The organism is Arthrobacter sp. B6 (assembly GCF_001663775.1).
GTDB lineage: Bacteria > Actinomycetota > Actinomycetes > Actinomycetales > Micrococcaceae > Arthrobacter.
The window spans coordinates 202,872-224,702 of the sequence record NZ_KV467169.1 but is presented as its reverse complement, the minus strand read 5'-3'; the positions used below and the strand labels follow the sequence as shown (position 1 = coordinate 224,702).

Sequence of the window (21,831 nt, the reverse complement as noted above, 5' to 3'; positions counted from 1 at the left end):
GGGGCGCCCCCCCGCCGTCGTCGTTTCCCCACCCTCGCGAGTTTTTGTCCAGCTACGGCGGGTTAGAGGCCCCGGAAGTCGCCCGATGTGGACAAAAACTCCAGGAGGGGGAGAGGAAAGGCCGGGGGTCAGTCCAGGCCTCGGCGTTTCAGGAGGGGTTCCAGTTGGGCGTCGCGTCCCCGCAGGGCGCGGAAGGATTCCAGCGGGTCTCGGCTGTTCCCGCGTGAGAGCAGCTCCTGGCGGAAGCGTTCACCGTTGGCGCGGGTCATGCCTCCGTTCTCGGTGAACCAGTCCACCGTTTCGGCGTCCAGGACCTCGCTCCAGATGTACGAGTAGTAGCCCGCCGCATAGCCTGCCCCGGCGAAGATGTGCTGGAAATAGCCGGTGCGGTAGCGGGGCGGAATCAGGGCGTGGGCCACTCCGGCCGCGGCGAGGGATTTTGCCTCGAAGGCCAGGGCGTCTTCCGGAATCCCGGTTTCGTCCAGCACATGCCAGGCCAGGTCCAGCAGCGCGGCGCCCAAATACTCAGTAGTGGCGAAGCCCTCGCCCCACAGCCGTGATTCGTTGAGCCTGTCCACGACGTCCTGGGCGAGCAGCTCACCGGTGGCGTGGTGCCGCGCGTAGTTTGCCAGCACCTCCGGCCACAGGATCCACATCTCGTTGACCTGCGACGGGTATTCCACAAAGTCTCGGGGGACGGCTGTACCGGAGAAACGCGGGTACGTCACGCTGGAGAACAACCCGTGAAGCGCGTGCCCGAACTCGTGGAACGTGGTGCGCAGCTCATCCAGCGTCAGGAGGGTGGGCTCCCCGGCGGGCGGTTTTGAAATGTTCAGGTTGTTGATGACCACTGCCTTGGTGCCCAACAAGGCGTTTTGTTCCACGAGCGAGTTCATCCACGCTCCGCCGCGCTTGGAGTCCCGGGCGTAATAGTCGCCCAGGAACAGTCCCAGACCGCTGCCCTCCTCATCCCGGACCTCCCAAACCCGGACGTCCGGGTGGTAGCCTTCCAAGTCCGGCCGTTCGTGGAAGGTGATGCCAAACAGCGACGTGGCCGCATGGAAGACCCCGTCCTTGAGCACCCTGTCCAACTCGAAGTAGGGACGGAGCGCCTGCTCATCAACGGCATACTTTTCACGTCTGACCTTGGCTGAGTAGAACGCCCAGTCCCACGCCTCCAACGGGTGCCCGGCAATGTCGGCAAGCGCCGCGGCTTCGGCGTCCGCGTTGCGGACGGCGGCAGGGGCCAACCGGTTCAACATGGCCTGGACAGCTTCGAAATCCGGCGCAGTCTGCCGGTCCACCACCAGTTCGGCGTAGTTGGCAAAACCCAGGAGTCTTGCCTGTTCGGCCCGCAGCCTGGCCATCGAGAGTACGAGCTCCAGGACGTCAAGGCTGCCGCCGGCACTGCCCCTCCCGATAGAGGCTTCAAACAGCCGACGGCGGGTGTCCCGGTTTTCGAGGACAGCCATGGCGGGCTGGTTGCTGGGCTGGATCAGTGTCAGCAGGAATTTGCCGTCGTACCCCGCCGCGCGGGCGGCTTCCGCCGCGCCGGCGATGTCATCGGCAGGCATGCCTGCCAGTTCCTCCTCGTGATCCAGCAGGAGCGCCGCAGATTTCATGGCTTCCTTGACCCGCTGGCCAAAGTCTGTGCCCAGCCGGGAAAGCTCCGCGTTCACGGCCTTTAGCCGTTCCTGGTCCGGACCGTCCAGTTGGATCCCCGACTGCCGGAACTCCTTCAGGTATTCCTCAACGAGCCGCACGGCCTCCGGGTCCAGGCCCGTGGTGTCAATGGCGGCGAAACGGTCGAAGAGGGCACGGTTCAGGTAAACCTCGTCCTGATGTGCCGTGAGCAGCGGCGTCAGGTCAGTTTCCAGGTTGCGGATCTCATCCGAGGCGTCGGCTGAGACAAGGGTGAAGAAGGACGCAGCTGCCCGTTCCAGCAGCCGGCCTGCCCGCTCCATGGCGACGGCAGTGTTCACAAAGGTCGCGGGGTCCGGATTGTCCACGATGGCCTGGATTTCGGCGAGGTGCCCGGCCAGCCCTGCGTGCACCGCCTCCGCGTAGTGCTGTTCGGAAAGCCCGGCGAACGGCGGCAGCTGGTAGGGCAAAGGACTGGGACTGAAGAGCGGATTCGTCATGAAATAAAGCTTTCATATGAGGACGTGCATCTCAATGATCCAAATGCGGGCTTCTGCCTGGTTCCAAACCTAGAATTGCGCTTATGGGGAACAAAATTGGAGCTACTGCCGCGCGTGCCGGTGCGGCCTTGTCCGCGGTCATCATTGCCACGGCCATGGCCGGCTGCGGGCTTGTGGCCGAACAGACCGGGCCGACCGCAAGCGGCGGGACAAGTGCAGGTCCCGGGACGGGCCAGCCCGCAGCCACGCCGACGCCGGCACCAACTCCCACACCTACGCCCACCCCGGGCGCGGGGCCTGCATGCCCCACCCTTCGTTGCACGTCCGTCCTGGTGACGGGCGACATGCTGGTCCACACGCAGCTGTGGCAGCAGGCCCAGGAGGATGCCGCCGCGGCGGGGAAATCCGGGCTGGACTTTACGCCGCTCCTTGAAGGCCAGCGCCGGTACATCCAGGCCAGCGACCTCGCCATTTGCCACCAGGAAACTCCGGTAGCCGGGCCCGATGGGCCCTTCTCGGCCTACCCTTCGTTCAATGTCCCGCCGCAGATCATCACCGCCTCCAAGGCAGTGGGATACCAGGCATGCACCACGGCCAGCAACCACACCATCGACCGGAGCACGGACGGCCTGCTGCGGACGCTTGACGCCCTGGACGCTGCCGGCCTGAAACACACCGGTTCCTACCGCACCGAGGCGGAGTCGCAGGGCATCCTGATCATGCAGACACCGGCCGCCAGGATTGCCATCATCCAGGGGACGTACGGCCTCAACGGGCTATCCCCTGAATACCCGTGGCAAGTTGACATGCTGGACGCACCCACCATGATCGCCAAGGCCGTCAGGGCACGGGAACTCGGCGCAGATATTGTGCTCGGGGCCATGCACGCGGGGGACGAGTACGCCAGCGTTGCCAACGCCCAGCAGCAGGAGGTGGCGCACGCCTTGGTGGACAGCGGCCAGTTCACCATGATCTATGGCCACCACACCCACTCCGTGCTGCCCATCGAGAATTACAAGGGTACCTGGATCGTCTACGGGCTGGGCAACGGCGTCACCGAACTGTCGCCCTGGTATGTCGTGAACAATGAGGGCCTGCTGGTGCGGGCCCAGTTCAGCCAGGATGCGTCCGGCAAATGGGCCGCCTCCGACCTGGCATGGGCCCCTTCCGTCATCGTCCGCGATCCATACCGCTGGTGCTCCGTGGCATCGGATGCACCGCAGGGCGTCTGCGCCACACCCGAGGCGGACGCGGCCACCAGGCTAAGGACCGCCACCGTGGTGGAGTCCATGGGGGCCGCAACGGCAGGAGCGCACGAACTCCTGATCACCAAGGAGCCCTGACCCCTCGCCGGCCGGGCTCAGCGCTTACTACTCAGCGCCTATCGCTCAGCGCGTGTCGCTCAGCGCGGACGCCGCGCGGCGTGTTCCCGGGCCAGCACGGCGTAGCGGTCGTCCGGGCTGCCGGCGACAAATGCCCCGAACTTGCGTTCCGCAGCGGTCCGGATGAGGAAGTCGGCGATGGCAGGGTTCTTGGGCAGCAGCGATCCGTGCAGGTAGCTCGCCACGATGTTCTTGTAGCGGGCACCCTCGTGGCCGTCGCGGCTGTTGTTGCCGGTTCCCTTGGCTACCGTTCCCAACGGGCGGACACCGCTGCCCAGTGTGGTCTGCCCGCTATGGTTCTCGTACCCGAGGACGTCACCGAACTCGGCAGTTGCAACCTTGACGTTTCCGATCAGGCGTTCGTTGGTGCCGTGGGTTTCCACGTCCAGCACGCCAATGCCTGGAATGACCGGGCCCGAGCGCGTCTTGAAGAACTTTCCAAACAGCTGGTACAGCCCGCAGATGAGCAGCATCGGAGCACCGTCCTCCGCCAGTTCGGTGAGGACACCGGCCCGCTGCTGAAGGTCATCCTGGATAATCAGCTGACCGCTGTCCTGCCCGCCGCCACCCAGAATCACGTCCACGTCTGTCGGGAAATCGTCGCCGACGTTGTACTCAAGCAGCTCAGGGGAGTACCCGTGCCAGCTGATCCGCTGCTTGAGGACCAAGGCATTGCCCCAGTCGCCGTAGATGTTCATGTCCCGCGGATAGAGCTGGACGACGCGGATGGTGCCCTTGCTTCCCTGCGTGTCCTGCTGGCCCTGTTTGTCCTGTGGGTTCTGCGTGTCCGGGCTCATGAGACGACCTCGACTGTAGTGATTTTGGAGAGCTCCCGGCGGATGGCCAGCATGGCTGTGTACGTGCAGAAGATCCTCTTCGGCTTGTCCTTGGCCTCGCGGATGAACGCCGAGAGGGCGGGCGTGATGTCCGGCTGGACCGAGCCGACGCGGACGTCGTCATACTGCAGCCGCAGCGCCATGTCGTAGGCCCGGGATCCTGTCAGCTGATCCACGCCGCTGTGGCGCAGCGAATCGAATTCCACATCCCAGAGCCACGACATGTCACGGCCGTCGGCGTAGTTGTCGTTTATGGCGATCATGGTGGCGTAGCCGCCGGCGGGGAAGGACTTCAGTCCCAGCCGGAAACCGCTGGGGTTCTTAACCAGCACCAGGTCCAGGGGCTGGCCGTCCACGGTCAGGCTTTCACCGCGGCCGAACGCCGGAGCCACCTGGGACAGCGCGGTGAGCAGCGTGCTGTGGTCGGCCGTCGCCGCGCCGCCACCGCAGATACTGCGGGCGAGCACCAGCGCCGCTGCTGCGTTAAAGATGTTGTAGACGCCGCGGAGCTTCATCGTCGTGGTGACCGTGACGCCGTCGTACTCAAAATCGGCAGTGTCGGGCCCCACTTTCCGCAGGACGACGTCGGCCGGCGGCTTTTGGGGGAGGGCGGCAGGGGCGGGACTGCCGGGCGCTGCCCGCATGTCATCGTCGTTGGGGAAAGTGCTGAGCAGGGACTCGTCGAGGCCGAAGTACTGAACGTCCTGGCCGCTCAGTGTGTCCGCGATCCGGGCCACCCGGGGGTCCTCGCGGTTGAGGACCACCGTCCCAGTGGTCTTGGCGGCGATTTGCTGCAGGAGCTGTGCCGTTTTGTCGATCTCGCCGAAGCGGTCCAGCTGGTCCCGCAGGACGTTGAGCAGGAGGCTGTACCGGGGCGCCACCTGGTTCACGAAGTGCACGGCGTGCGCTTCGTCCAACTCCAGGACTGCGACGTCTGCCGTGAGCCTGCCACGCCAGTCCACCTCGCCCAGCAGGGAGGCGGCCACCCCACGGGTGAAGTTGCTGCCGGTGCGGTTGGTGAAGACCTTCAGGCCCTGGCTTTCCAGGAGTTCCACCACCATCTTGGTAGTGGTGGTTTTGCCGTTGGTTCCGCTCACCACGGCCACACCATGGGGGAGCGTGGCCAGTGTCCGCTGCATAAAGCCCGGATCGATTTTCTCGACCACCAGCCCGGGCAGGGCGGACCCACCACCCCTGAGCCGGGACACCCGGCGGACGAGCTTGCCGAGCGGAACACTGATGTAAAGCATGCTCTGTAATATATCCCAGTAACGGCATAGAACCGTGCCCGGGAAGGGCTTCCGGCGCCAGCGCTGGCCGTCCGCACCTTATGCTGAATGGATGACAACTCCCCTTTCGGACGCTTCAGCACGCGCGGGCTCGGGCCTGCGGATCGGCGTCCTGGCACTCCAGGGCGATTTCCGCGAGCACCTGAAGGCCGTGGAGGCCGCCGGTGCCGCCGGTGTCGGAATCCGCCGCCCCAAGGAACTGGACGGCCTGGACGGACTCATCATTCCCGGCGGCGAATCCACTGCCATCGATAAGCTGGCCCGGGCCTTTGAGATGGCAGAGCCGTTGAAGGACCGCATCCGCGAGGGCCTCCCGGTCTACGGCTCCTGTGCCGGCATGATCCTGCTGGCCGACGACATCGCGGACCCGGCCACCGACCTGGCCGGCAATCCGCAGCAGACCTTTGGTGGACTGGACATCACGGTGCGGCGCAACGCCTTCGGCCGCCAGCGCGAATCGTTCGAAACGGACCTGGACTTCAAGGGCCTGGAATTCAGCGCCACGGAATCCGGTGTGGCCCCGGTGCACGCCGTGTTTATCCGCGGCCCCTGGGTGGAACGCGCCGGTGCAGGCGTCGAGGTCCTGGCCCAGGTGGAGCCTGCAGACCCTGAACACGCGTCCCACGCGGCAAGCCTGCCGGGGACGGCTAGAATTGTTGCAGTGCGTTCAGGCCAACTGCTGGCCACCTCCTTCCACCCGGAAGTGACTGGGGAGAAACGCGTACACGAACTTTTTATCCGCATGATCAGAGGAGAAGCGTAAAGCATGTCAGGCCACTCCAAATGGGCAACGACCAAGCACAAGAAGGCCATCCTCGACAGCCGCCGTGCAAAATCGTTCGCCAAGCTGATCAAGAACATCGAAGTTGCTGCCCGCATGGGCGGTCCGGACCTCGCTGGCAATCCGAGCCTCGAACTTGCTGTCACCAAGGCCAAGAAGACCTCCGTTCCCGCGGACAACATCGACCGCGCCATCAAGCGCGGAGCTGGCCTGACCGGTGAAGTGGTCGACTACACCGAGATCATGTACGAGTGCCGCGGCCCGCAGGGCTCGGCCCTGCTTATTGAGTGCCTCACAGACAACAAGAACCGTGCGGCCTCCGAAGTCCGCCTTGCCATCTCCCGCAACGGCGGCACCATCGCCGATCCCGGCTCCGTCAGCTACCTCTTCAGCCGCAAGGGCGTGGTGTCCCTGCCCAAGAAGGACCTCACCGAGGACGACGTGCTGATGGCAGTCCTCGACGCCGGCGCCGAGGAGGTCAAGGACAACGGCGATACATTCGAGATCCACTCGGATCCCAAGGACCTCCAGGCCGTCCGCGATGCCCTGAAGGACGCCGGAATCGAATACGACACCGACGAGGCTGAGTTCGTTCCGTCCATGGAGGTACCCCTCGATCTGGAGGCTGCCAAGAAGTTCATGAAGCTCGTTGACGCCCTGGAAGACCTCGACGACGTCCAGAACGTCTACAGTAACGCCGACCTCAGCGACGAAGTCCAGGCCGCCCTGGAATCCGAGTGACCTTCCGCCTTGCGTCCTAGGGCGGTTGTCTCAGGGTGACGCTTCGCGTGTTGGGCGTTGATCCAGGCCTCACCCGCTGCGGCATCGGCGTAGTGGACGTCGAGCGGAACCGGCGGGCAACGATGGTTGGCGTCGGAGTAGTGGGCACGTCCCCGGACGAAACCCTGGACCAGCGGCTTTTGGTTATCGCCCTCGCAATCGACGATTGGCTGGACCGCTACGAACCGCACGTCCTCGCCGTCGAACGCGTTTTTTCCCAGCTGAATGTCAGCACGGTGATGGGCGTGGCGCAGGCATCTGGCGTGGTGATCGCTGCCGCCGCCAGGCGGGGCATCCCGGTGGCGCTGCACACGCCGTCGGAGGTTAAGGCTGCCGTCACCGGCAGCGGCAACTCGAACAAGGAAGCCGTGACCAAGCTGGTCACGAAGATCCTCCGGCTTGACGCGCCACCGCGCCCCGCCGACGCTGCCGATGCGCTGGCACTGGCCATCACCCACGCGTGGCGGGCAGGCAGTGGGGCCGCGGTAGCCACCACCGGGCCCGGCAGCCTGTCACTTACGCCGGCGCAGCGCGCCTGGGCTGAAGCGGAAGCGAAGGCGCGCCGCGCACGGTGATTGTCCCGGCACCTTGCTAGGGTATTCGTAGATATGTTCGGATAGCCGGTCCTGCACCAGGAGCCCGGCAGTACACCAGGAGCCCGGCCTTGATCAGTTTCCTCCGCGGAACCGTAGCCCACGTTGGCCTTTCCACGGCCGTGATCGACCTCAACGGTGCGGGAATGAGCGTTAATGCCACGCCCCAGACCCTCAGCCGCCTCCGGACGGGGGAGGAGGGCAAACTGTTCACCTCGCTGATCGTCCGCGAGGACTCGCTGACCCTGTTCGGATTCAATTCCGACGACGAACGCGAAGTCTTCGACGTCCTGCTCAGCGTCAGCGGGGTAGGCCCCCGCCTGGCGCTGGCCGTCCTGGCCGTGCACGAACCTGAAGCCATCCGGGTCGCCGCCCACACCGGAGACAGCAAAACATTCACCAAAGTGCCCGGCATCGGCCCCAAAGTTGCCGGCCGGATCGTGCTGGAGCTTGCGGGCAAGCTGGTGCCGCACGGAACGGCAGGCGCCGCCAGCGTGTCCACTCCGGCCGAGGCCGCCTGGAAACCGCAAGTGGTGGCTGCGATGACCAGCCTCGGCTGGTCGGAAAAGGACGCCACGTCGAGCATTGACAAGGCCTTGGCAGACGACCCCGAGGTCTCCTTCCGGGGCAATGTGGCCGAAATCCTGCGGACGACGCTCCGCTGGCTGGGCCAGGACGGCGCGCGGGCCGGCAACCGCTTAGGCAGCCGTGGCTGACGCGTCGGTAGTTGCCGCTGTGGAGGAGCCCGAAGACCGGGCCATTGAAGCTGCCCTCCGGCCCAAAAACCTGGATGACTTCGTCGGCCAGCACCGCGTCCGGAAGCAACTCTCCCTGGTGCTGCAGGCCTCCCGGATGCGCGGCCGCAGTGCGGACCATGTGCTGTTTTCGGGGCCTCCCGGCCTGGGCAAAACCACGCTGGCCATGATTGTGGCAGCCGAAATGAATGCCCCCCTGCGCATCAGCAGCGGTCCGGCCATCCAGCACGCCGGTGACCTGGCAGCCATCCTGTCCTCCCTCTCCGAAGGGGAAGTCCTCTTCCTGGACGAGATCCACCGGATGTCTCGGCCGGCCGAGGAAATGCTGTACATGGCCATGGAGGACTTCCGCGTGGACATTGTGGTGGGCAAGGGCGCCGGTGCCACAGCGATTCCGCTGGATCTGCCTCCTTTCACACTGGTGGGTGCGACCACGCGGGCCGGGCTGCTGCCCGGTCCGCTGCGCGACAGGTTTGGGTTCACCGGGCACCTCGAGTTCTATTCGGTGCCGGAACTGGAACTGGTCCTGAGGCGCTCCGCCGGATTATTGGACTTGAAGGTCAACTCTGCCGGCTTCAGCGAAATCGCCGGACGGTCGCGGGGCACACCACGAATTGCCAACCGCCTCCTCCGCCGGGTGCGCGACTGGGCCCTGGTCCACGGGATCGAGCAGATCGATGCCCGCGCCGCGTCCGCTGCGCTGGACATGTACGAAGTGGACAAGAGGGGCCTGGACAGGCTCGACCGCGCCGTTCTTGAAGCGCTCATCACTAAGTTCGGCGGCGGGCCCGTGGGGCTGTCCACCCTGGCCATTGCGGTGGGGGAGGAGACCGAGACCGTGGAAACCGTGGCGGAGCCGTTCCTCGTCCGTGAAGGACTCCTCGGCCGGACGCCGAGGGGCCGCATCGCCATGGCCCCGGCCTGGACGCACCTCGGCTATGCCATCCCATCCGGTGTGTTCAGCCAGGAACCGCTGGACCTCTTCGAAACAGACAGCGAAGGCGACGAAACAGCCGTCGACTGGGCGCCCAAGGGTCAATAGCGACGTCCTTTCAGCTTTTCCCTTTAGACTGGTTATGACGCTCGGCACGTTCGGGTTCTTTGTTCCCGCAGGCGGCTCCAGCAGCCGCCGGTGGATGGCAGGCGGTTCGCCGCCCGGCCACCCGGTTCAAAGCGGACGGCGCCTTACACCAATACGCCAGTACAGATCGGAAACATCCCTGTGGATCCCATGAACATCGTCTTGTTCGCCATGCTCGGAATTTTTATCTTTATGATGTTCCGCCGCAACAAGAAGACCAAAGAGCAGCAAGCAACGCTGCAGTCCCAGTTCGCGCCCGGGGTTGAGGTCATGACGAGCTTCGGCCTTTTTGGCCGGATTGTTTCCATGGACGATGAAGAAAACAAAGTGGTGCTGGAGCTCTCTCCCGGCAACCTTGCGACCGTTCACCGCCAGGCAGTCACCAAGATCGTGGAGCCGGCGGCTGCTGTGGAAGAAGAGGAAGAGCCTACGGTTGTCCCCGACGACGCGTCCTCGCTGACGATCCACGATGCCGGAACTCCCGGCACTCCCGCCGCGGCACCCGAGACCCCGGATGAGACACTGAAGCGCCTCAACGACGAGGGCAAGAAGGACAGCTAGGCCCTGCAGGCGCACTGCGTCAGGCCTTACAAGACCTCTACGGCTGCGGAGCACCGCCGGCGGGAGCCGCAGGCCCGCACCGGCGGTTCCTGAAGTAAATAAAAGAAAGATCGACAATGGCACGAACTGGCCCGAAGAACTCAGCACTCAGGGTGCTGGTCTGGCTCGGCGTAATCCTCGCCGTGCTGACCGCCGTCCTGGCCGGCGGCACCATGTCCGGGCAGGCGAGCTGGGCACCCAAGCTGGCGCTGGACCTCGAAGGCGGCACCCAGATGATCCTGGCGCCCAAGGTTGAGGGCGGTTCGGACATCAACGAGGAGCAGCTCAACCAGGCGGTGGCGATCATCCGCCAGCGTGTTGACGGCTCGGGCGTTGCCGAAGCGGAAATCAGCACCCAGTCGGGCCGCAACGTAGTGGTCAGCCTTCCCGGCACGCCATCCACGGAAACCAGGGCACTCATTCAGGCCTCCGCCGACATGAACTTCCGCCCGGTCCTCCTGAACGGTCCCGGCGCCGCCGTGCCCACGGAGTCTCTGACGCCCGAGGACCAGCTGCCCAAGCCGACCGCCGAGCCCGCCAACAGCAGCGACATCAACTGGATCACAGCAGAGGTCTACCGTAAGTTCGAGACCCTCGACTGCGACAACCCTGCACAGGACCAGCAGGAGCGCTCTGACCCTGCGAAGCCACTGGTGACCTGCGAGCCTGCCACTGCCACCACCCCGGCCATCAAGTACATCCTCGGGCCGGTGGAGGTCAAGGGCAGCAACATTGTCACCTCCTCCTTCCAGCTCCAGCAGGGTGCCCAGGGCGCCGTGACCAATGAATGGGCCGTCAACATCCAGTTCGACGGCGAAGGCACGGCCAAGTTCAAAGAGGTCACCGAACGCCTGAACCAGTTCTACGTGGCAGCCGGCGGCGAAACAGGCAACGACCCCAAGGCACAGTTCGCCATCGTGCTGGACGATCAGGTCATCTCGGCGCCGCGTTCCCTTGCAGTCATCACCGACGGCCGCCCGCAGATCACCGGCGGCTTCACCGAACAAAGTGCCAAGGCGCTTTCCGACCAGCTCCGCTTCGGCGCACTGCCCATCAGTTTCGAGATCCAGAGTGAGCAGCAGATCTCCGCAACCCTGGGTGGCGAACAGCTTCGCATGGGGCTCCTCGCAGGCCTCATTGGACTGCTGCTGGTGGTGGTGTATTCCCTCTTCCAGTACCGCGCCCTGGGCTTTGTGACAATTGCCTCCCTGGTGGTGGCGGGTGCCCTGACCTACCTCGCCATCGCCATCCTCGGCTGGACCGAAAACTACCGGCTCTCGCTGGCCGGCGTCGCCGGCCTCATCGTGGCGATCGGCCAGACGGCGGACTCCTTCATCGTCTACTTCGAACGCATCCGTGACGAGCTGCGCGAAGGCCGTGGGCTGGTGTCCGCCGTCGAAAACGGCTGGAAGCGGGCCAAGCGCACGGTGCTGGCTTCGAAGGCCGTCAACCTCCTCGCGGCCCTCGTCCTGTATTTCGTCGCGGTGGGCAACGTCCGCGGCTTCGCGTTTACCCTTGGCCTGACGGCAATCGCCGACCTCATCGTCGTCTTTATGTTCACGCACCCCACGCTGCGGCTGCTGGCACGAACGAAGTTCTTTGGTGAAGGCCACCGGTTCTCCGGGCTGGACCCCGAGCGCCTCGGCGCTGTGCCGCTGTACCGTGGTGCCGGACGCTTGCGTACCCCTGAGTCGAAGCCCGCTGTGGTCCGGGCGAAGAACGCCGGCGCCGCTGCAGAGGCGGAGCGCAGGATGACCATCGCGGAACGCCGACTCGCGGAGAAGCAGGAGCAGCTCGCTGGCTCCTCCAAGAGCGCAGCCAAGGAGAACAAGTAAATGTCCAGCTTTGCCACTTTCGGTAACGAGCTCTATACCGGCAAGCGCTCCTACAACTTTGTCGGCGCCAAGAAGATCTGGTTCCTTATCGCGGCCGTGGCCGTTGCCCTGTCGATCCTGATTCCAGTAGCCAAGGGTGGATTCAACCTCGGCATCGAGTTCCGCGGCGGCTCCGAGTTCACCGTTTCAAACGTCCAGACCACCGAGGCAGCTGTCGGCGAAAAGGCCGTGCAGGATGTGGTCCCGGGCAGCATTCCGCGTGTGGCCAATGTCGCGGGCAACACCATGCGCATCCAGACGGACAAGCTCACGGATGAAGAGACCCTCAGGATCAAGGAGGGACTGACTGCCGCTTACGGCGTCACCGATAACGAGGTCACCTCCACGTTCATCGGTCCCACCTGGGGTGCCGACGTCACGAAGCAGGCCCTGATCGGCCTGGTGGCCTTTGTGGTCCTGGCTTCCCTCCTCATGGCGCTCTACTTCCGGACCTGGAAGATGTCACTCTCAGCGATCGCCGGCATGGTGGTCACGATGTTCATCACCGCCGGCGTATATGCCCTGAGCGACTTTGAGGTGACGCCGTCGGCCATCATCGGGTTCCTGACCGTGCTCAGCTACTCGTTGTACGATACCGTGGTGGTTTTCGACAAGATCCGTGAAAACACTGCCGACCTCGATGCCTCCACCCGCCGGACGTTTGGTGAGGAAGTTAACCTCGCCGTGAACCAGACCCTGGTGCGTTCCATCAACACCATGATGGTGGCCATCCTCCCGGTGGGCGCCATCCTGTTCATCGGCGCCGGCCTGCTGGGGGCGGGGACGCTGCGCGACCTGTCACTGGCACTGTTCGTGGGCATCCTCATCGGTACAGCTGCCACCATCTTTATCGCGGCTCCGATGTATGCCTGGCTGCGCCAGAATGAACCCGAACTTGTTAAGCAGGCCAAGCGCGTGGAGCACCGGCGAAGCGAGGCGGCGGCCAAGGCCGGCGTCCCAGCGGAATCCGCCCAGGCCTGACCCTCCGTTTTACCCGGGCCGGCTGGCGTCAGGAGACTGATCCCAGCCGGCCCGTTCGCATTTGGTCCCCGGTTACATATGTGTGCTGTCCGGGGAATAGACTGGGGTAATTAAACGGGTCGTGAGGGGTGCTTCATTGGAAGAACGTTCGGCGTCGGCGCCAACGGCAGACGGAGACAACGGTCCGGGCCGCGGACCGCAAACCGGCCTGGTTCCTGCCGCGCGTCCAGGGCAGGCCGTCCCCGTGGACAGTTCGGGTGCCCGGCCGACGTTCCCGGGACGGCGCGAACGCACGCGTTCGCGCCTGGCACGGCTCACCGGCCGCGGCGCGGCCAGCTATTCACCCATCCTCGAACCGCTGCTGCGCACAGTCCGGGCCAATAATCCCAAAGAGGACTTCGACCTCATCCAGCGGGCCTTCGACGTGGCGGAACGCAGCCACCGGGGGCAGAAACGCAAGAGCGGTGACCCCTATATCACCCACCCTGTCGCGGTAGCCACCATCCTTGCCGAGCTCGGGCTGAGCGGGACTACCCTGGCAGCCGCGCTCCTCCACGACACCGTGGAGGACACCCCCTACACTCTGGGGGACCTGAAGAGGGACTTCGGACCCGAAGTTGCCATGCTGGTGGACGGCGTCACCAAGCTGGACAAGGTCAGCTTCGGCGAAGCGGCCCAGTCCGAGACCGTCCGCAAAATGGTTGTGGCCATGGCCAAGGACATCCGCGTCCTCATGATCAAACTGGCGGACCGCCTCCACAATGCCCGCACCTGGCGCTTCGTCTCCGCCGAATCCTCTGCGCGGAAAGCCCGCGAAACCTTGGAGATCTTCGCCCCCCTGGCCCACCGCCTGGGCATGAACACCATCAAGTGGGAGCTGGAGGACCTGTCCTTCGCGGCGCTCTACCCGAAGGTGTACGAGGAGATCGTCCGGATGGTGGGGGACCGCACTCCGGAGCGTGAGAAGAGCCTTGGTGTCATCCGTGACCAGATCACCGAGGACCTCCGGGCCGCCCGGATAAAAGCCACCATCACCGGCCGGCCGAAGCACTACTACTCGATCTACCAGAAGATGGTGGTCCGGGACAAAGACTTCGACGACATCAACGACCTGATGGGCGTCCGAGTACTGGTGGATTCCGTGCGTGACTGTTACGCGGCACTGGGCACCATGCATTCGCGCTGGAACCCGCTCCCTGGGCGTTTCAAGGATTACATTGCGATGCCCAAGTTCAACATGTACCAGTCCCTGCACACCACGGTGATCGGACCCGGCGGCAAGCCCGTGGAAATCCAGATCCGGACCCACGAGATGCACCGCCGCGCTGAATACGGTGTGGCGGCCCACTGGAAGTACAAGGATCAGCCCAACCGCACGGCCACCGGCCCGGGCAGCCCCCGCGACGGCGACATGGGCTGGCTGCGGTCACTGGTGGACTGGCAACAGGAAACCTCCGATCCGGGGGAGTTCCTGGATTCCCTCCGGTTCGAAATCAACGCCCGTGAAGTGTTCGTTTTCACGCCCAAGGGCGAAGTGATGGCCTTGCCCGCCGGATCCACCCCCGTGGACTTTGCCTACGCCGTCCATACCGAGGTGGGACACCGGACCATCGGCGCCCGCGTCAACGGCAAGCTTGTCCCGTTGAACAGTGAACTGAACCACGGCGACTGGGTGGAGATTTTCACGTCGAAGGCGGAAGGCGCCGGCCCCAGCCAGGACTGGCAGCACTTCGTCAAAAGCGCGCGCGCACGCAACAAAATCCGGCAATGGTTCAGCAAGGAGCGCCGCGAAGAGGCGATCGACCGCGGCAAGGAACTCCTGACCCGGGCCATGCGCAAGCAGAACCTGCCCCTGCAGCGGCTGATGACCCACGAGGCGCTGGCCGCCGTGGCAGAGGACTTCAAGTACGTGGACATCTCCGGCCTCTATGCAGGCGTCGGAGACGGTCACACGTCTGCGCAGTCGGTGATGGAAAAGCTCGTTGAGAGCCTCGGCGGGAGCGAAAGCACTGACGAAGACATCACCGAAGTCAGCATCCCGACCCAGGTGGCCAAGACCCGCTTCTCCGATTCCGGTGTAGTGGTGCGGGGCGTTGGCGACGTTTGGGTGAAGTTGGCCCGCTGCTGCACCCCGGTGCCTCCGGACCCGATCCTTGGGTTCGTTACCCGCGGCTCGGGCGTGTCGGTGCACCGCACGGACTGCACCAATATCTCGGACCTGAAGGACCAGCCGGACAGGATCGTGGACGTCGACTGGGCACCCACGCAGTCGAGCGTGTTCCTGGTGGAGATCCAGGTGGAAGCCCTGGACCGCAAATCCCTGCTGTCCGATGTGACCCGGGTCCTGTCCGAGAACCATGTGAACATTTTGGCCGCCAGTGTGCATACCTCCACGGACCGGGTGGCCATCTCTCGGTTCGCTTTCGAGATGGGCGACCCCAAATACCTAAGCCACGTCCTGAGCGCCGTCCGTCGGATCGACGGCGTGTTCGACGTCTACCGGACCACCGGCAACAAACGACGGAGCTAACCGGGCAAGCTTCTCCAGGGCAGACCTCTTGTGCGGCACCCGCGGGGTGGACTCAATGGCCAGAACAAGCAGGCGCAGCCGGACATCATTCTCCGGTCTTGACAGCAGCGCCTCCAACGCTGGCAATGCCCGCTGGGCCTCCACATGCAGGGCGATGTCCAGCGCCGTGCGCAGCGGACTGGAGACCATCAGCCCGCCCAGGCTGACGACGTCGCACGGCCCCAGCCGCACTTCATGGAGGGTGCACCCGCGCGTGTTCCGCAAGCTGGAGATCCGGCGCTTGGCGTCCACGAGCAGGGCCAGCCTGTCAGGTTCGTTGGCGCAGCCGTAAATCCAGGCGGCGGTCATCCTTCCGGCGACGACCCGCTGCCTGATGGTTGCCGGCACGGCATTGGCTGCTGCGCGTGCCCTCATCTGCGGCGACGCAGCAGCATCCGGCAAGGCATAGCCATGCTGGTGGAACTGGCTGAGCACACCGTCACCAGCCATCGACTGAAGTTCGGGCCAGGTAAACGGCTTTCCCGGTGAGTACAGTTCGGGGTACCGGGGGAGTGGCGCAGATGCCGGGGCCGCCGCCGCAGCGGCCGTGGAAGAGGACGGAGTAGCCATCCAGCCATACTGCCGCGTTCGTCGCAAACGCGTACAGGCCCGGCCCCGGTTATGTGGATAACCGGAGCCGGACCTGTTTTACGTGTTCATTGGTGGCGTCCCGAGGGCACGCCTAGGAGAGTTCGCTGGCCGAGCGCTGGATTTGGTCCAGCCAAGCCTGACGCGCCTCGAGGGCTTCCCTGGCGGCCTTGATCTTGCGCTGGTCGCCGGCTTTCTCAGCCTTGGCAAGGTCCTCCTGCAGGCCGGCAATGGCGGCTTCCAGCTGGGACAGCGCGCTGTTGGTGCGGGCCTTGGTCTCAGGGTTGGAGCGCTGCCAGTTTTCCTCTTCCGCGTGACGGACGGCGTCCTCCACCTTGCGGAGGCCTGCCTCGATGCGGCCCATTTCGGCGCGCGGAACCTTGCCGGCTTCTTCCCATCGGTCGCGCACAGATTGCAGCGCTTTTTTGGCGGCGGCCAGGTCCTTGACGGGGAGGATCGCGTTGGCCTCAACGAGGAGCGCTTCCTTCACGGCGAGGTTGGCCGCGTACTCCTGGTCGATCTCTTCGTTGGCGGCCTGCCGGTTCGTGAAAAAAACATCCTGGGCAGCGCGGAAGCGGGCCCACAGGGCGTCGTCATCCTTGCGGCTGGCGCGCGGCGAGGCTTTCCAGTCGTCCATCAGCCGCCGGTACTCACCGGCTGCGAAACCCCAGTCGGTTGAGCTGGACAGGGCCTCAGCCTCCGCGATCAGTTTTTCCTTGGCTGCCTTAGCAGCGGAGTTGTTACTGTCCAGCTGGGAGAAATAGGCTCGCCGGTGGCGGTCGAAGACGGTACGGGCGGCGCGGAAGCGCTTCCACAGTGCGTCTTCGTTGCTGCGGCCCAGGCGTACGCCGCTCTTCTGGGCTGTCTTCCAGCTTTCGAACAGCTCGTTCATCCGGGCGCTGGAGGTCTTCCACTGGATCTGTGTAGGGTCCTGTCCCGAGATGCTTTCGGCTTCGGCAACGATCGCCTCGCGGGCTGCCAGCTCAGCGCTGCGGACGGCGTCATGCTCGGCCTTCTCGGTCTTTTCGAGCTCTTTGACCTGTTCAGAGAGCTTGTCCAGGCGGGTTTCGGCGGCGCGGATATCGCCCACCATGTTCCGCTCGGCGAGCTGCTCGCGCAGGTGGGTGACTGTCTTCTGCATGTCCGTGCTCGGGGCTTTGGAACTGACCCGCTGCTCCAGCAGGACGATCTGGGCCAGGATGTCGTCGAACTTGCGGGCGAAGTACGACAGGGCTTCGTCGTCGCTGACCCCGGGGTACTGCCCAACGGCATGCTCCTCGCCGTCGATGGTCAGGAAAACATGGCCGTCGCCCTCAACACGGCCCCAGCGCGAAGCTTCGGCCAGCGACGTGGCCGGTACCGCAGGCACGGGTGTCGCGGCAGGAGCGGCCGCCGCCGGTTTGGGCCGGGCCGCGAAAGCGGCAGGTGACGGCGCTGGGCGCGGTGCAGCGGCAGGCCTGGGTGAAGCCTCAGCAGCGGCAGGGGTTTCGGCGCCGGCTTCCGGCGCAGCCTCAGCAGCGGGAGCGGCAGGGGTTTCGGCATCAGCTTCCGGCGCAGCCTCGGGAGCGGGGGTTTCAGTCTCGGCCGGAGTAATGCTGGTTTCCGCCTCCGGAGCCGACGGCACTTCCTCCGCCGCGCCGGCATCGCCGGACGGGGCCCCGTCCGCCGGCGCATCTTCCGCGGATGCTGTCCCGGTGCTGGTTTCCTGGACCTGGGATTCCTCGGCTGTGGCTTCGTCAGCTACCGCCGGTTCGGCCGCGGGGGCCGTTTCTCCGGTCAGGTCTGCTGCTGTTTCGTCGGATTTCTGACTGTCTGTCACCGCTAAAAGTCTTTCGCTTGGAGGGAAATACTCACGTACTGCACCGCGGCCGGTAAGGCCTGGCTTCCTACTTCAGAGAAACCGAGTCTATCGTGACTGGTTCCACAGGTGCGCCGTCTGTTGCGCTGGAGCCGGGGGTGATTCCCGCGGCGGCAATGGCGTTCACTGCTTCCATTCCGGAGGTCACCCTGCCCACCACCGTATAGCCCCCGGCGGAGTCGGGGGGAATCACCGTGTCTTTGTAGACCACAAAGAACTGCTTCCCGTTTCCGTACGCGTTGTCGCCGGAGCGGGCCACGGCAATCGTGCCCGCAGGATAGATGTTGTCCGCCGGTGTGTTTTCGAGGGGCCCCCAGGTGTAGTCCGGGTCGGCGGAGGCGGAAGAACCGCCGCACTGCAGCACACCGAAGGATTCAGCCGTGGTCAGGCGGTGGCACTTGCTGCCGTTGTAGAAGCCCTCGTCCGTCAATCCCTTGAAGACGGCGGCAGCCTGGGGCGCTTTGGTTCCGTCAATTTCCAGGCCGAGCACGTTCCCGTTAAGCGACATTTCCCCGGTGAACACCTTGCCGGCAGCTGTGTCCGCAGCCGGAATGTTGGGACTGTTGGTGGCCGGCGCTGACGGCGTAGCGGACGCTGACGGGCTGCTGAGCCCGGCCTCGGCCGCAGCATATTCTTCCTCGGTGGGATTTCCGGCAAAGGCAGTCAATTGGAGTACGACGGCGAGTATAACGGCGGCTGCACCGGCGCCGCCGGCAATAATATTGTCCCGCTTACGCCTTTTCTCCTGCTCCCGCCGCAGCTCGCGCTTGGCTTCCATCTGCTGGATGCGCCGTTTGGCCTCGCGGGCACTGCGTGAACTGGCCGCCAATGGTCCTCCTGATAGTCGCCGCTGCAGGCGTGCTTGGTGTTCCCGTGCGCCTGCAATCCTCTGACAGCATTTACCACCCATACCCGCACATTAGAGATGCAGGCGGATGACGCATAAACTGACTGCCGCACATAGTTTATGCATGAGTTGCCGGACAGCCGCCGTTCCCGCCCCGTTTCGGGCGGTATGCCGAACAAAGTCCCAGGCACCCTTCATCAAGAGGAGAAATTCCACCATGGCACGCACAGCCTCCCTGTCCGGATTCCCCGAGTGGCTTCCCGAGGAGCGGCTGGTGGAGCTGCATGTGCTGGACACCCTCCGTAAGGTCTTTGAGCTGCACGGGTTCGCGTCCATCGAGACCCGGGCCGTGGAAACTGTGGGTCAGCTGCTGCGCAAGGGCGACATCGACAAAGAGGTGTACGGGCTCAGCCGCCTTCAGGATGATGAGGGTGAGGAATCCAAGGCCGGCAAGCACGATCCTCACGCACTCGCCCTGCACTTTGACCTGACCGTGCCCTTCGCCCGCTACGTGGTGGAGAACGCCGGCTACCTCGCCTTTCCGTTCCGGCGCTACCAGATCCAGAAGGTTTGGCGCGGTGAGCGTCCGCAGGAAGGCCGCGCCCGTGAATTCACGCAGGCGGACATTGACGTCGTTGGCGACGGCGAACTGCCCTTCCGCTATGACGTGGAGATCGCCCTCGTGATCGCCGAGGCGCTCAGTGCACTGCCCATCCCGGATTTCCGCCTGCGCATTAACAACCGCAAATTGGCCGAAGGCTTCTACCGAGGCATTGGCCTCGATGACACGGCCGGCGTCCTCCGCAGCATCGACAAGCTGGAGAAGGTCGGCCCTGCCAAGGTTGCCGACCTGCTGAAGACTGAACTCGGAGCCTCGGATGACCAGGCCCAGGCCGCACTGCAGCTCGCCGCCATCCGCACCGAAGACACATCGTTCGCCGCACGTGTCCGGGCCCTGGGCGTGAGCAACGAACTCCTGGAGGAAGGCCTGAACGAGCTGGAACAGGTCATCGAAGCCGCCGTGCAGCGTGCCCCGGGCAAGGTGATTGCGGACCTCAGCATCGCCCGCGGCCTTGACTACTACACCGGCACCGTAGTGGAGACCATCCTGGTGGGCCACGAACAGCTCGGCTCCATCTGTTCCGGCGGCCGTTATGACGCGCTGGCCAGCAAAGGCAACCGGAAGTTCCCCGGCGTCGGACTTTCCATCGGCGTGACCCGGCTGGTGTCGCGCATCCTCAGCCAGGACCTGGCGAAGGCTTCCCGTTCGGTGCCCACGGCGGTGCTTGTTGCGCTCACCGACGACGACAGCTGGGGCGATGCCCAGGACGTGGCCGCACAGCTCCGTGGCCGTGGCATCGCCACCGAGGTGGCGGCGAAGGCCGAGAAGTTCGGCAAGCAGATCAAGTTCGCGGACCGCCGCGGGATTCCCTTTGTGTGGTTCACCGACGAACACGGAAAGCACCAGGTCAAGGACATCCGGTCCGGCGTGCAGGTCGACGCGGATCCCGCCAGCTGGTCACCGTCCGACGAGGACCTGTCCGTCCAGGTCACCACCGCACTCGAGGCGTCAGCAGCCCGGGGCTAGCGGCGCAGCCGGAGCACCAGGAACCGCCCTGCTGCTCCGGCCGCCAGCACACCAGCCATGCCCAGCACCGAGGCGGCCGGCAGGGTGAACGCCAGCAGCAGGCAGCCGAGGAACCCCGTGACGTTCAGCCACCTGGGACCGTGTACAGGGTGTTCGTCCAGCGTGTAGGCGGCAGCGTTGGTGACGGCGTAATAGATCAGGACGCCAAAGCTGGAGAACCCCACCACCGTCATGACGTCAGTGGTGAGCAGCAAAACAATAACGACGGCGGCCACCGCCAGTTCGGCCACGAACGGCACCGTATGCTTGCCGCCAACCCGCGCCAGCGGACCGGGCAGGTCCCGTTCCCTGGCCATCGCCAACGTGGTCCGGCCCACGCCGGTGATCAGCGCCAAAAGTGCGCCGAGGCATGCGGCGGCCGCCCCGGCCTGGACGATCGGGGCGCCCGCGCCCAGGGAAGAATTCCGGACCGCGTCCAGCAGCGGCGTGGCCGTTGCGGCAAGGCCGGCCGGAGACAGATGGTTTAGCAGCAGCAGCGCCAGGACAAAGTAGATGCCGAAGGCGGCAGCGAGGGCGGCAAGGATGGCCCGGGGAATGGTCTTTGCCGGATCCTTGACCTCCTCACCCAAAGTGGCAATGCGCGCGTACCCGGCAAACGCAAAAAACATCAGGCCTGCCGCGGGCAGCACGCCGCCGAGGCCGGCGGAAACACTGCCGGCGGCAGCACCGCCGTCGGGAGCGGTCCCGCCGGCCGGAACGCCCGCAGGGTGCGGGCCAATGATGCTGGCAACGGCGACAAACACCAAGGTGGCCAGCACTACGGCCAGCAGGATCCTGGTCAGGAGGGCCGTGCGGGTGATGCCCAGCAGGTTGACGCCAGTGAGCGCCACCACCGCGGCAACCGCCACCGGTACGGCGTATTGCGGCGCCAGGTAATTTCCGAAGGTGAGTGCCATGGCCGCACACGACGCGCTCTTCCCGGTGACAAATCCCCAGCCCGCCACAAAGCCCGGCCACTCGCCCAGCCGCTTCCTGCCATAGACGTAGGTGCCGCCACTGGCCGGGTACCTGGCCGCGAGTTCCGCCGACGCTACTGCGTTGCAATACGCCACGGCACCGGCAACCAGAACGGACAGGACCAGGAAGTTTCCGGCGAAACCGGCCGCCGGGGCGAAGGCCACAAAGACGCCGGCACCGAGCATGGACCCGAGCCCGATGGACGTGGCGTCAAACACGCCAAGCCTCCGCTGAAGTTGCTGGTGCCCAGACATGGGGGAGGTGAAGCCTT

At 65.0% G+C, this 21,831-nt stretch carries 18 protein-coding genes; 11 read left to right on the top strand and 7 right to left on the bottom strand.

Translation table 11 applies throughout. The features are described from left to right. Nucleotides 1-128: 128 nt before the first annotated feature. The gene (locus AU175_RS15650; protein WP_066291714.1) at nt 129-2,141 is read right to left on the bottom strand and encodes a M3 family metallopeptidase; all 2,013 of its coding nucleotides are present in this window, start codon (nt 2,139-2,141) and stop codon (nt 129-131) included. A gap of 83 nt (nt 2,142-2,224) precedes the next feature. Here AU175_RS15650 and AU175_RS15645 point away from each other — a divergent pair, with 83 nt between their 5' ends. Next, nucleotides 2,225-3,484, top strand: a complete 1,260-nt coding sequence (locus tag AU175_RS15645) for a CapA family protein (protein WP_066291713.1) — start codon at nt 2,225-2,227, stop codon at nt 3,482-3,484. 59 nt (nt 3,485-3,543) lie between these two features. Here AU175_RS15645 and AU175_RS15640 read toward each other — a convergent pair whose 3' ends face one another. Further along, a complete protein-coding gene (locus tag AU175_RS15640) occupies nt 3,544-4,320 on the bottom strand; it encodes a type 1 glutamine amidotransferase (RefSeq protein WP_066291712.1) in 777 nt (258 codons plus the stop codon). After that, nucleotides 4,317-5,609 (bottom strand): Mur ligase family protein, encoded by a 1,293-nt coding sequence (locus tag AU175_RS15635; RefSeq protein WP_066291711.1) that lies wholly within the window; start codon nt 5,607-5,609, stop codon nt 4,317-4,319. Before AU175_RS15635 ends, AU175_RS15640 begins: the two co-directional genes overlap by 4 nt. Nucleotides 5,610-5,700: 91 nt before the next feature. On the opposite strand from AU175_RS15635, the gene pdxT reads away from it, so the two are divergent. The 9 genes from pdxT (at nt 5,701) to AU175_RS15590 (ending at nt 15,623) form a co-directional block, all read left to right on the top strand. Beyond that, nucleotides 5,701-6,411 (top strand): pyridoxal 5'-phosphate synthase glutaminase subunit PdxT, encoded by a 711-nt coding sequence (pdxT, locus tag AU175_RS15630; RefSeq protein ID WP_066291709.1) that lies wholly within the window; start codon nt 5,701-5,703, stop codon nt 6,409-6,411. Nucleotides 6,412-6,414: 3 nt separating this feature from the next. Further along, nucleotides 6,415-7,170 (top strand): YebC/PmpR family DNA-binding transcriptional regulator, encoded by a 756-nt coding sequence (locus AU175_RS15625; RefSeq protein WP_066291705.1) that lies wholly within the window; start codon nt 6,415-6,417, stop codon nt 7,168-7,170. 35 nt (nt 7,171-7,205) lie between these two features. Next, a complete protein-coding gene (gene ruvC, locus AU175_RS15620) occupies nt 7,206-7,784 on the top strand; it encodes a crossover junction endodeoxyribonuclease RuvC (RefSeq protein ID WP_066291703.1) in 579 nt (192 codons plus the stop codon). Nucleotides 7,785-7,873: 89 nt separating this feature from the next. Continuing rightward, nucleotides 7,874-8,518: a Holliday junction branch migration protein RuvA gene (ruvA, locus tag AU175_RS15615; protein WP_066291701.1), complete on the top strand. Its 645-nt coding sequence runs from the start codon at nt 7,874-7,876 to the stop codon at nt 8,516-8,518. Continuing rightward, the gene (gene ruvB / locus AU175_RS15610) at nt 8,511-9,599 is read left to right on the top strand and encodes a Holliday junction branch migration DNA helicase RuvB (RefSeq protein ID WP_066291692.1); all 1,089 of its coding nucleotides are present in this window, start codon (nt 8,511-8,513) and stop codon (nt 9,597-9,599) included. Before ruvA ends, ruvB begins: the two co-directional genes overlap by 8 nt. Before the next feature lie 189 nt (nt 9,600-9,788). Next, on the top strand, nt 9,789-10,199 hold the full coding sequence (yajC, locus tag AU175_RS15605; protein ID WP_066294257.1) for a preprotein translocase subunit YajC: 411 nt from the start codon (nt 9,789-9,791) through the stop codon (nt 10,197-10,199). Between the two features lie 116 nt (nt 10,200-10,315). Next, nucleotides 10,316-12,073, top strand: a complete 1,758-nt coding sequence (gene secD, locus AU175_RS15600; protein ID WP_066291690.1) for a protein translocase subunit SecD — start codon at nt 10,316-10,318, stop codon at nt 12,071-12,073. Continuing rightward, nucleotides 12,074-13,093: a protein translocase subunit SecF gene (gene secF / locus AU175_RS15595; RefSeq protein ID WP_066291688.1), complete on the top strand. Its 1,020-nt coding sequence runs from the start codon at nt 12,074-12,076 to the stop codon at nt 13,091-13,093. A gap of 136 nt (nt 13,094-13,229) precedes the next feature. After that, nucleotides 13,230-15,623 carry a RelA/SpoT family protein gene (locus AU175_RS15590; RefSeq protein WP_066291686.1) on the top strand — a complete coding sequence of 798 codons (2,394 nt, stop codon included), beginning with the start codon at nt 13,230-13,232 and terminating at the stop codon, nt 15,621-15,623. Here AU175_RS15590 and AU175_RS15585 read toward each other — a convergent pair. The 3 genes from AU175_RS15585 to AU175_RS15575 all read right to left on the bottom strand — a co-directional run bounded on the left by AU175_RS15585 (nt 15,540) and on the right by AU175_RS15575 (nt 18,937). Beyond that, nucleotides 15,540-16,232: a type IV toxin-antitoxin system AbiEi family antitoxin gene (locus AU175_RS15585; protein ID WP_082979246.1), complete on the bottom strand. Its 693-nt coding sequence runs from the start codon at nt 16,230-16,232 to the stop codon at nt 15,540-15,542. The two genes, AU175_RS15590 and AU175_RS15585, sit on opposite strands and share 84 nt — an antisense overlap. 112 nt (nt 16,233-16,344) lie before the next feature. Continuing rightward, nucleotides 16,345-18,069: a DUF349 domain-containing protein gene (locus AU175_RS15580; RefSeq protein WP_156642438.1), complete on the bottom strand. Its 1,725-nt coding sequence runs from the start codon at nt 18,067-18,069 to the stop codon at nt 16,345-16,347. A gap of 67 nt (nt 18,070-18,136) precedes the next feature. Beyond that, nucleotides 18,137-18,937 (bottom strand): peptidylprolyl isomerase, encoded by an 801-nt coding sequence (locus AU175_RS15575; protein WP_066291677.1) that lies wholly within the window; start codon nt 18,935-18,937, stop codon nt 18,137-18,139. 235 nt (nt 18,938-19,172) lie between these two features. Between AU175_RS15575 and hisS the strand changes: the two genes are divergently transcribed. After that, the gene (gene hisS, locus AU175_RS15570; protein WP_066291676.1) at nt 19,173-20,543 is read left to right on the top strand and encodes a histidine--tRNA ligase; all 1,371 of its coding nucleotides are present in this window, start codon (nt 19,173-19,175) and stop codon (nt 20,541-20,543) included. Here the strand turns inward: hisS and AU175_RS15565 are convergent. Then, on the bottom strand, nt 20,540-21,814 hold the full coding sequence (locus AU175_RS15565; protein ID WP_066291674.1) for an APC family permease: 1,275 nt from the start codon (nt 21,812-21,814) through the stop codon (nt 20,540-20,542). The two genes, hisS and AU175_RS15565, sit on opposite strands and share 4 nt — an antisense overlap. Nucleotides 21,815-21,831: the final 17 nt, after the last annotated feature.

Bases quoted from the DNA above. Each gene is read 5' to 3' on its own strand.
- AU175_RS15650 (WP_066291714.1), bottom strand. From the start codon at position 2,141: ATGACGAATCCGCTCTTCAGTCCCAGTCCTTTGCCCTACCAGCTGCCG.
- AU175_RS15645 (WP_066291713.1), top strand. From the start codon at position 2,225: ATGGGGAACAAAATTGGAGCTACTGCCGCGCGTGCCGGTGCGGCCTTG.
- AU175_RS15640 (WP_066291712.1), bottom strand. From the start codon at position 4,320: ATGAGCCCGGACACGCAGAACCCACAGGACAAACAGGGCCAGCAGGAC.
- AU175_RS15635 (WP_066291711.1), bottom strand. From the start codon at position 5,609: ATGCTTTACATCAGTGTTCCGCTCGGCAAGCTCGTCCGCCGGGTGTCC.
- pdxT (WP_066291709.1), top strand. From the start codon at position 5,701: ATGACAACTCCCCTTTCGGACGCTTCAGCACGCGCGGGCTCGGGCCTG.
- AU175_RS15625 (WP_066291705.1), top strand. From the start codon at position 6,415: ATGTCAGGCCACTCCAAATGGGCAACGACCAAGCACAAGAAGGCCATC.
- yajC (WP_066294257.1), top strand. From the start codon at position 9,789: ATGAACATCGTCTTGTTCGCCATGCTCGGAATTTTTATCTTTATGATG.
- secD (WP_066291690.1), top strand. From the start codon at position 10,316: ATGGCACGAACTGGCCCGAAGAACTCAGCACTCAGGGTGCTGGTCTGG.
- secF (WP_066291688.1), top strand. From the start codon at position 12,074: ATGTCCAGCTTTGCCACTTTCGGTAACGAGCTCTATACCGGCAAGCGC.
- AU175_RS15585 (WP_082979246.1), bottom strand. From the start codon at position 16,232: ATGGCTACTCCGTCCTCTTCCACGGCCGCTGCGGCGGCGGCCCCGGCA.
- hisS (WP_066291676.1), top strand. From the start codon at position 19,173: ATGGCACGCACAGCCTCCCTGTCCGGATTCCCCGAGTGGCTTCCCGAG.
- AU175_RS15565 (WP_066291674.1), bottom strand. From the start codon at position 21,814: ATGTCTGGGCACCAGCAACTTCAGCGGAGGCTTGGCGTGTTTGACGCC.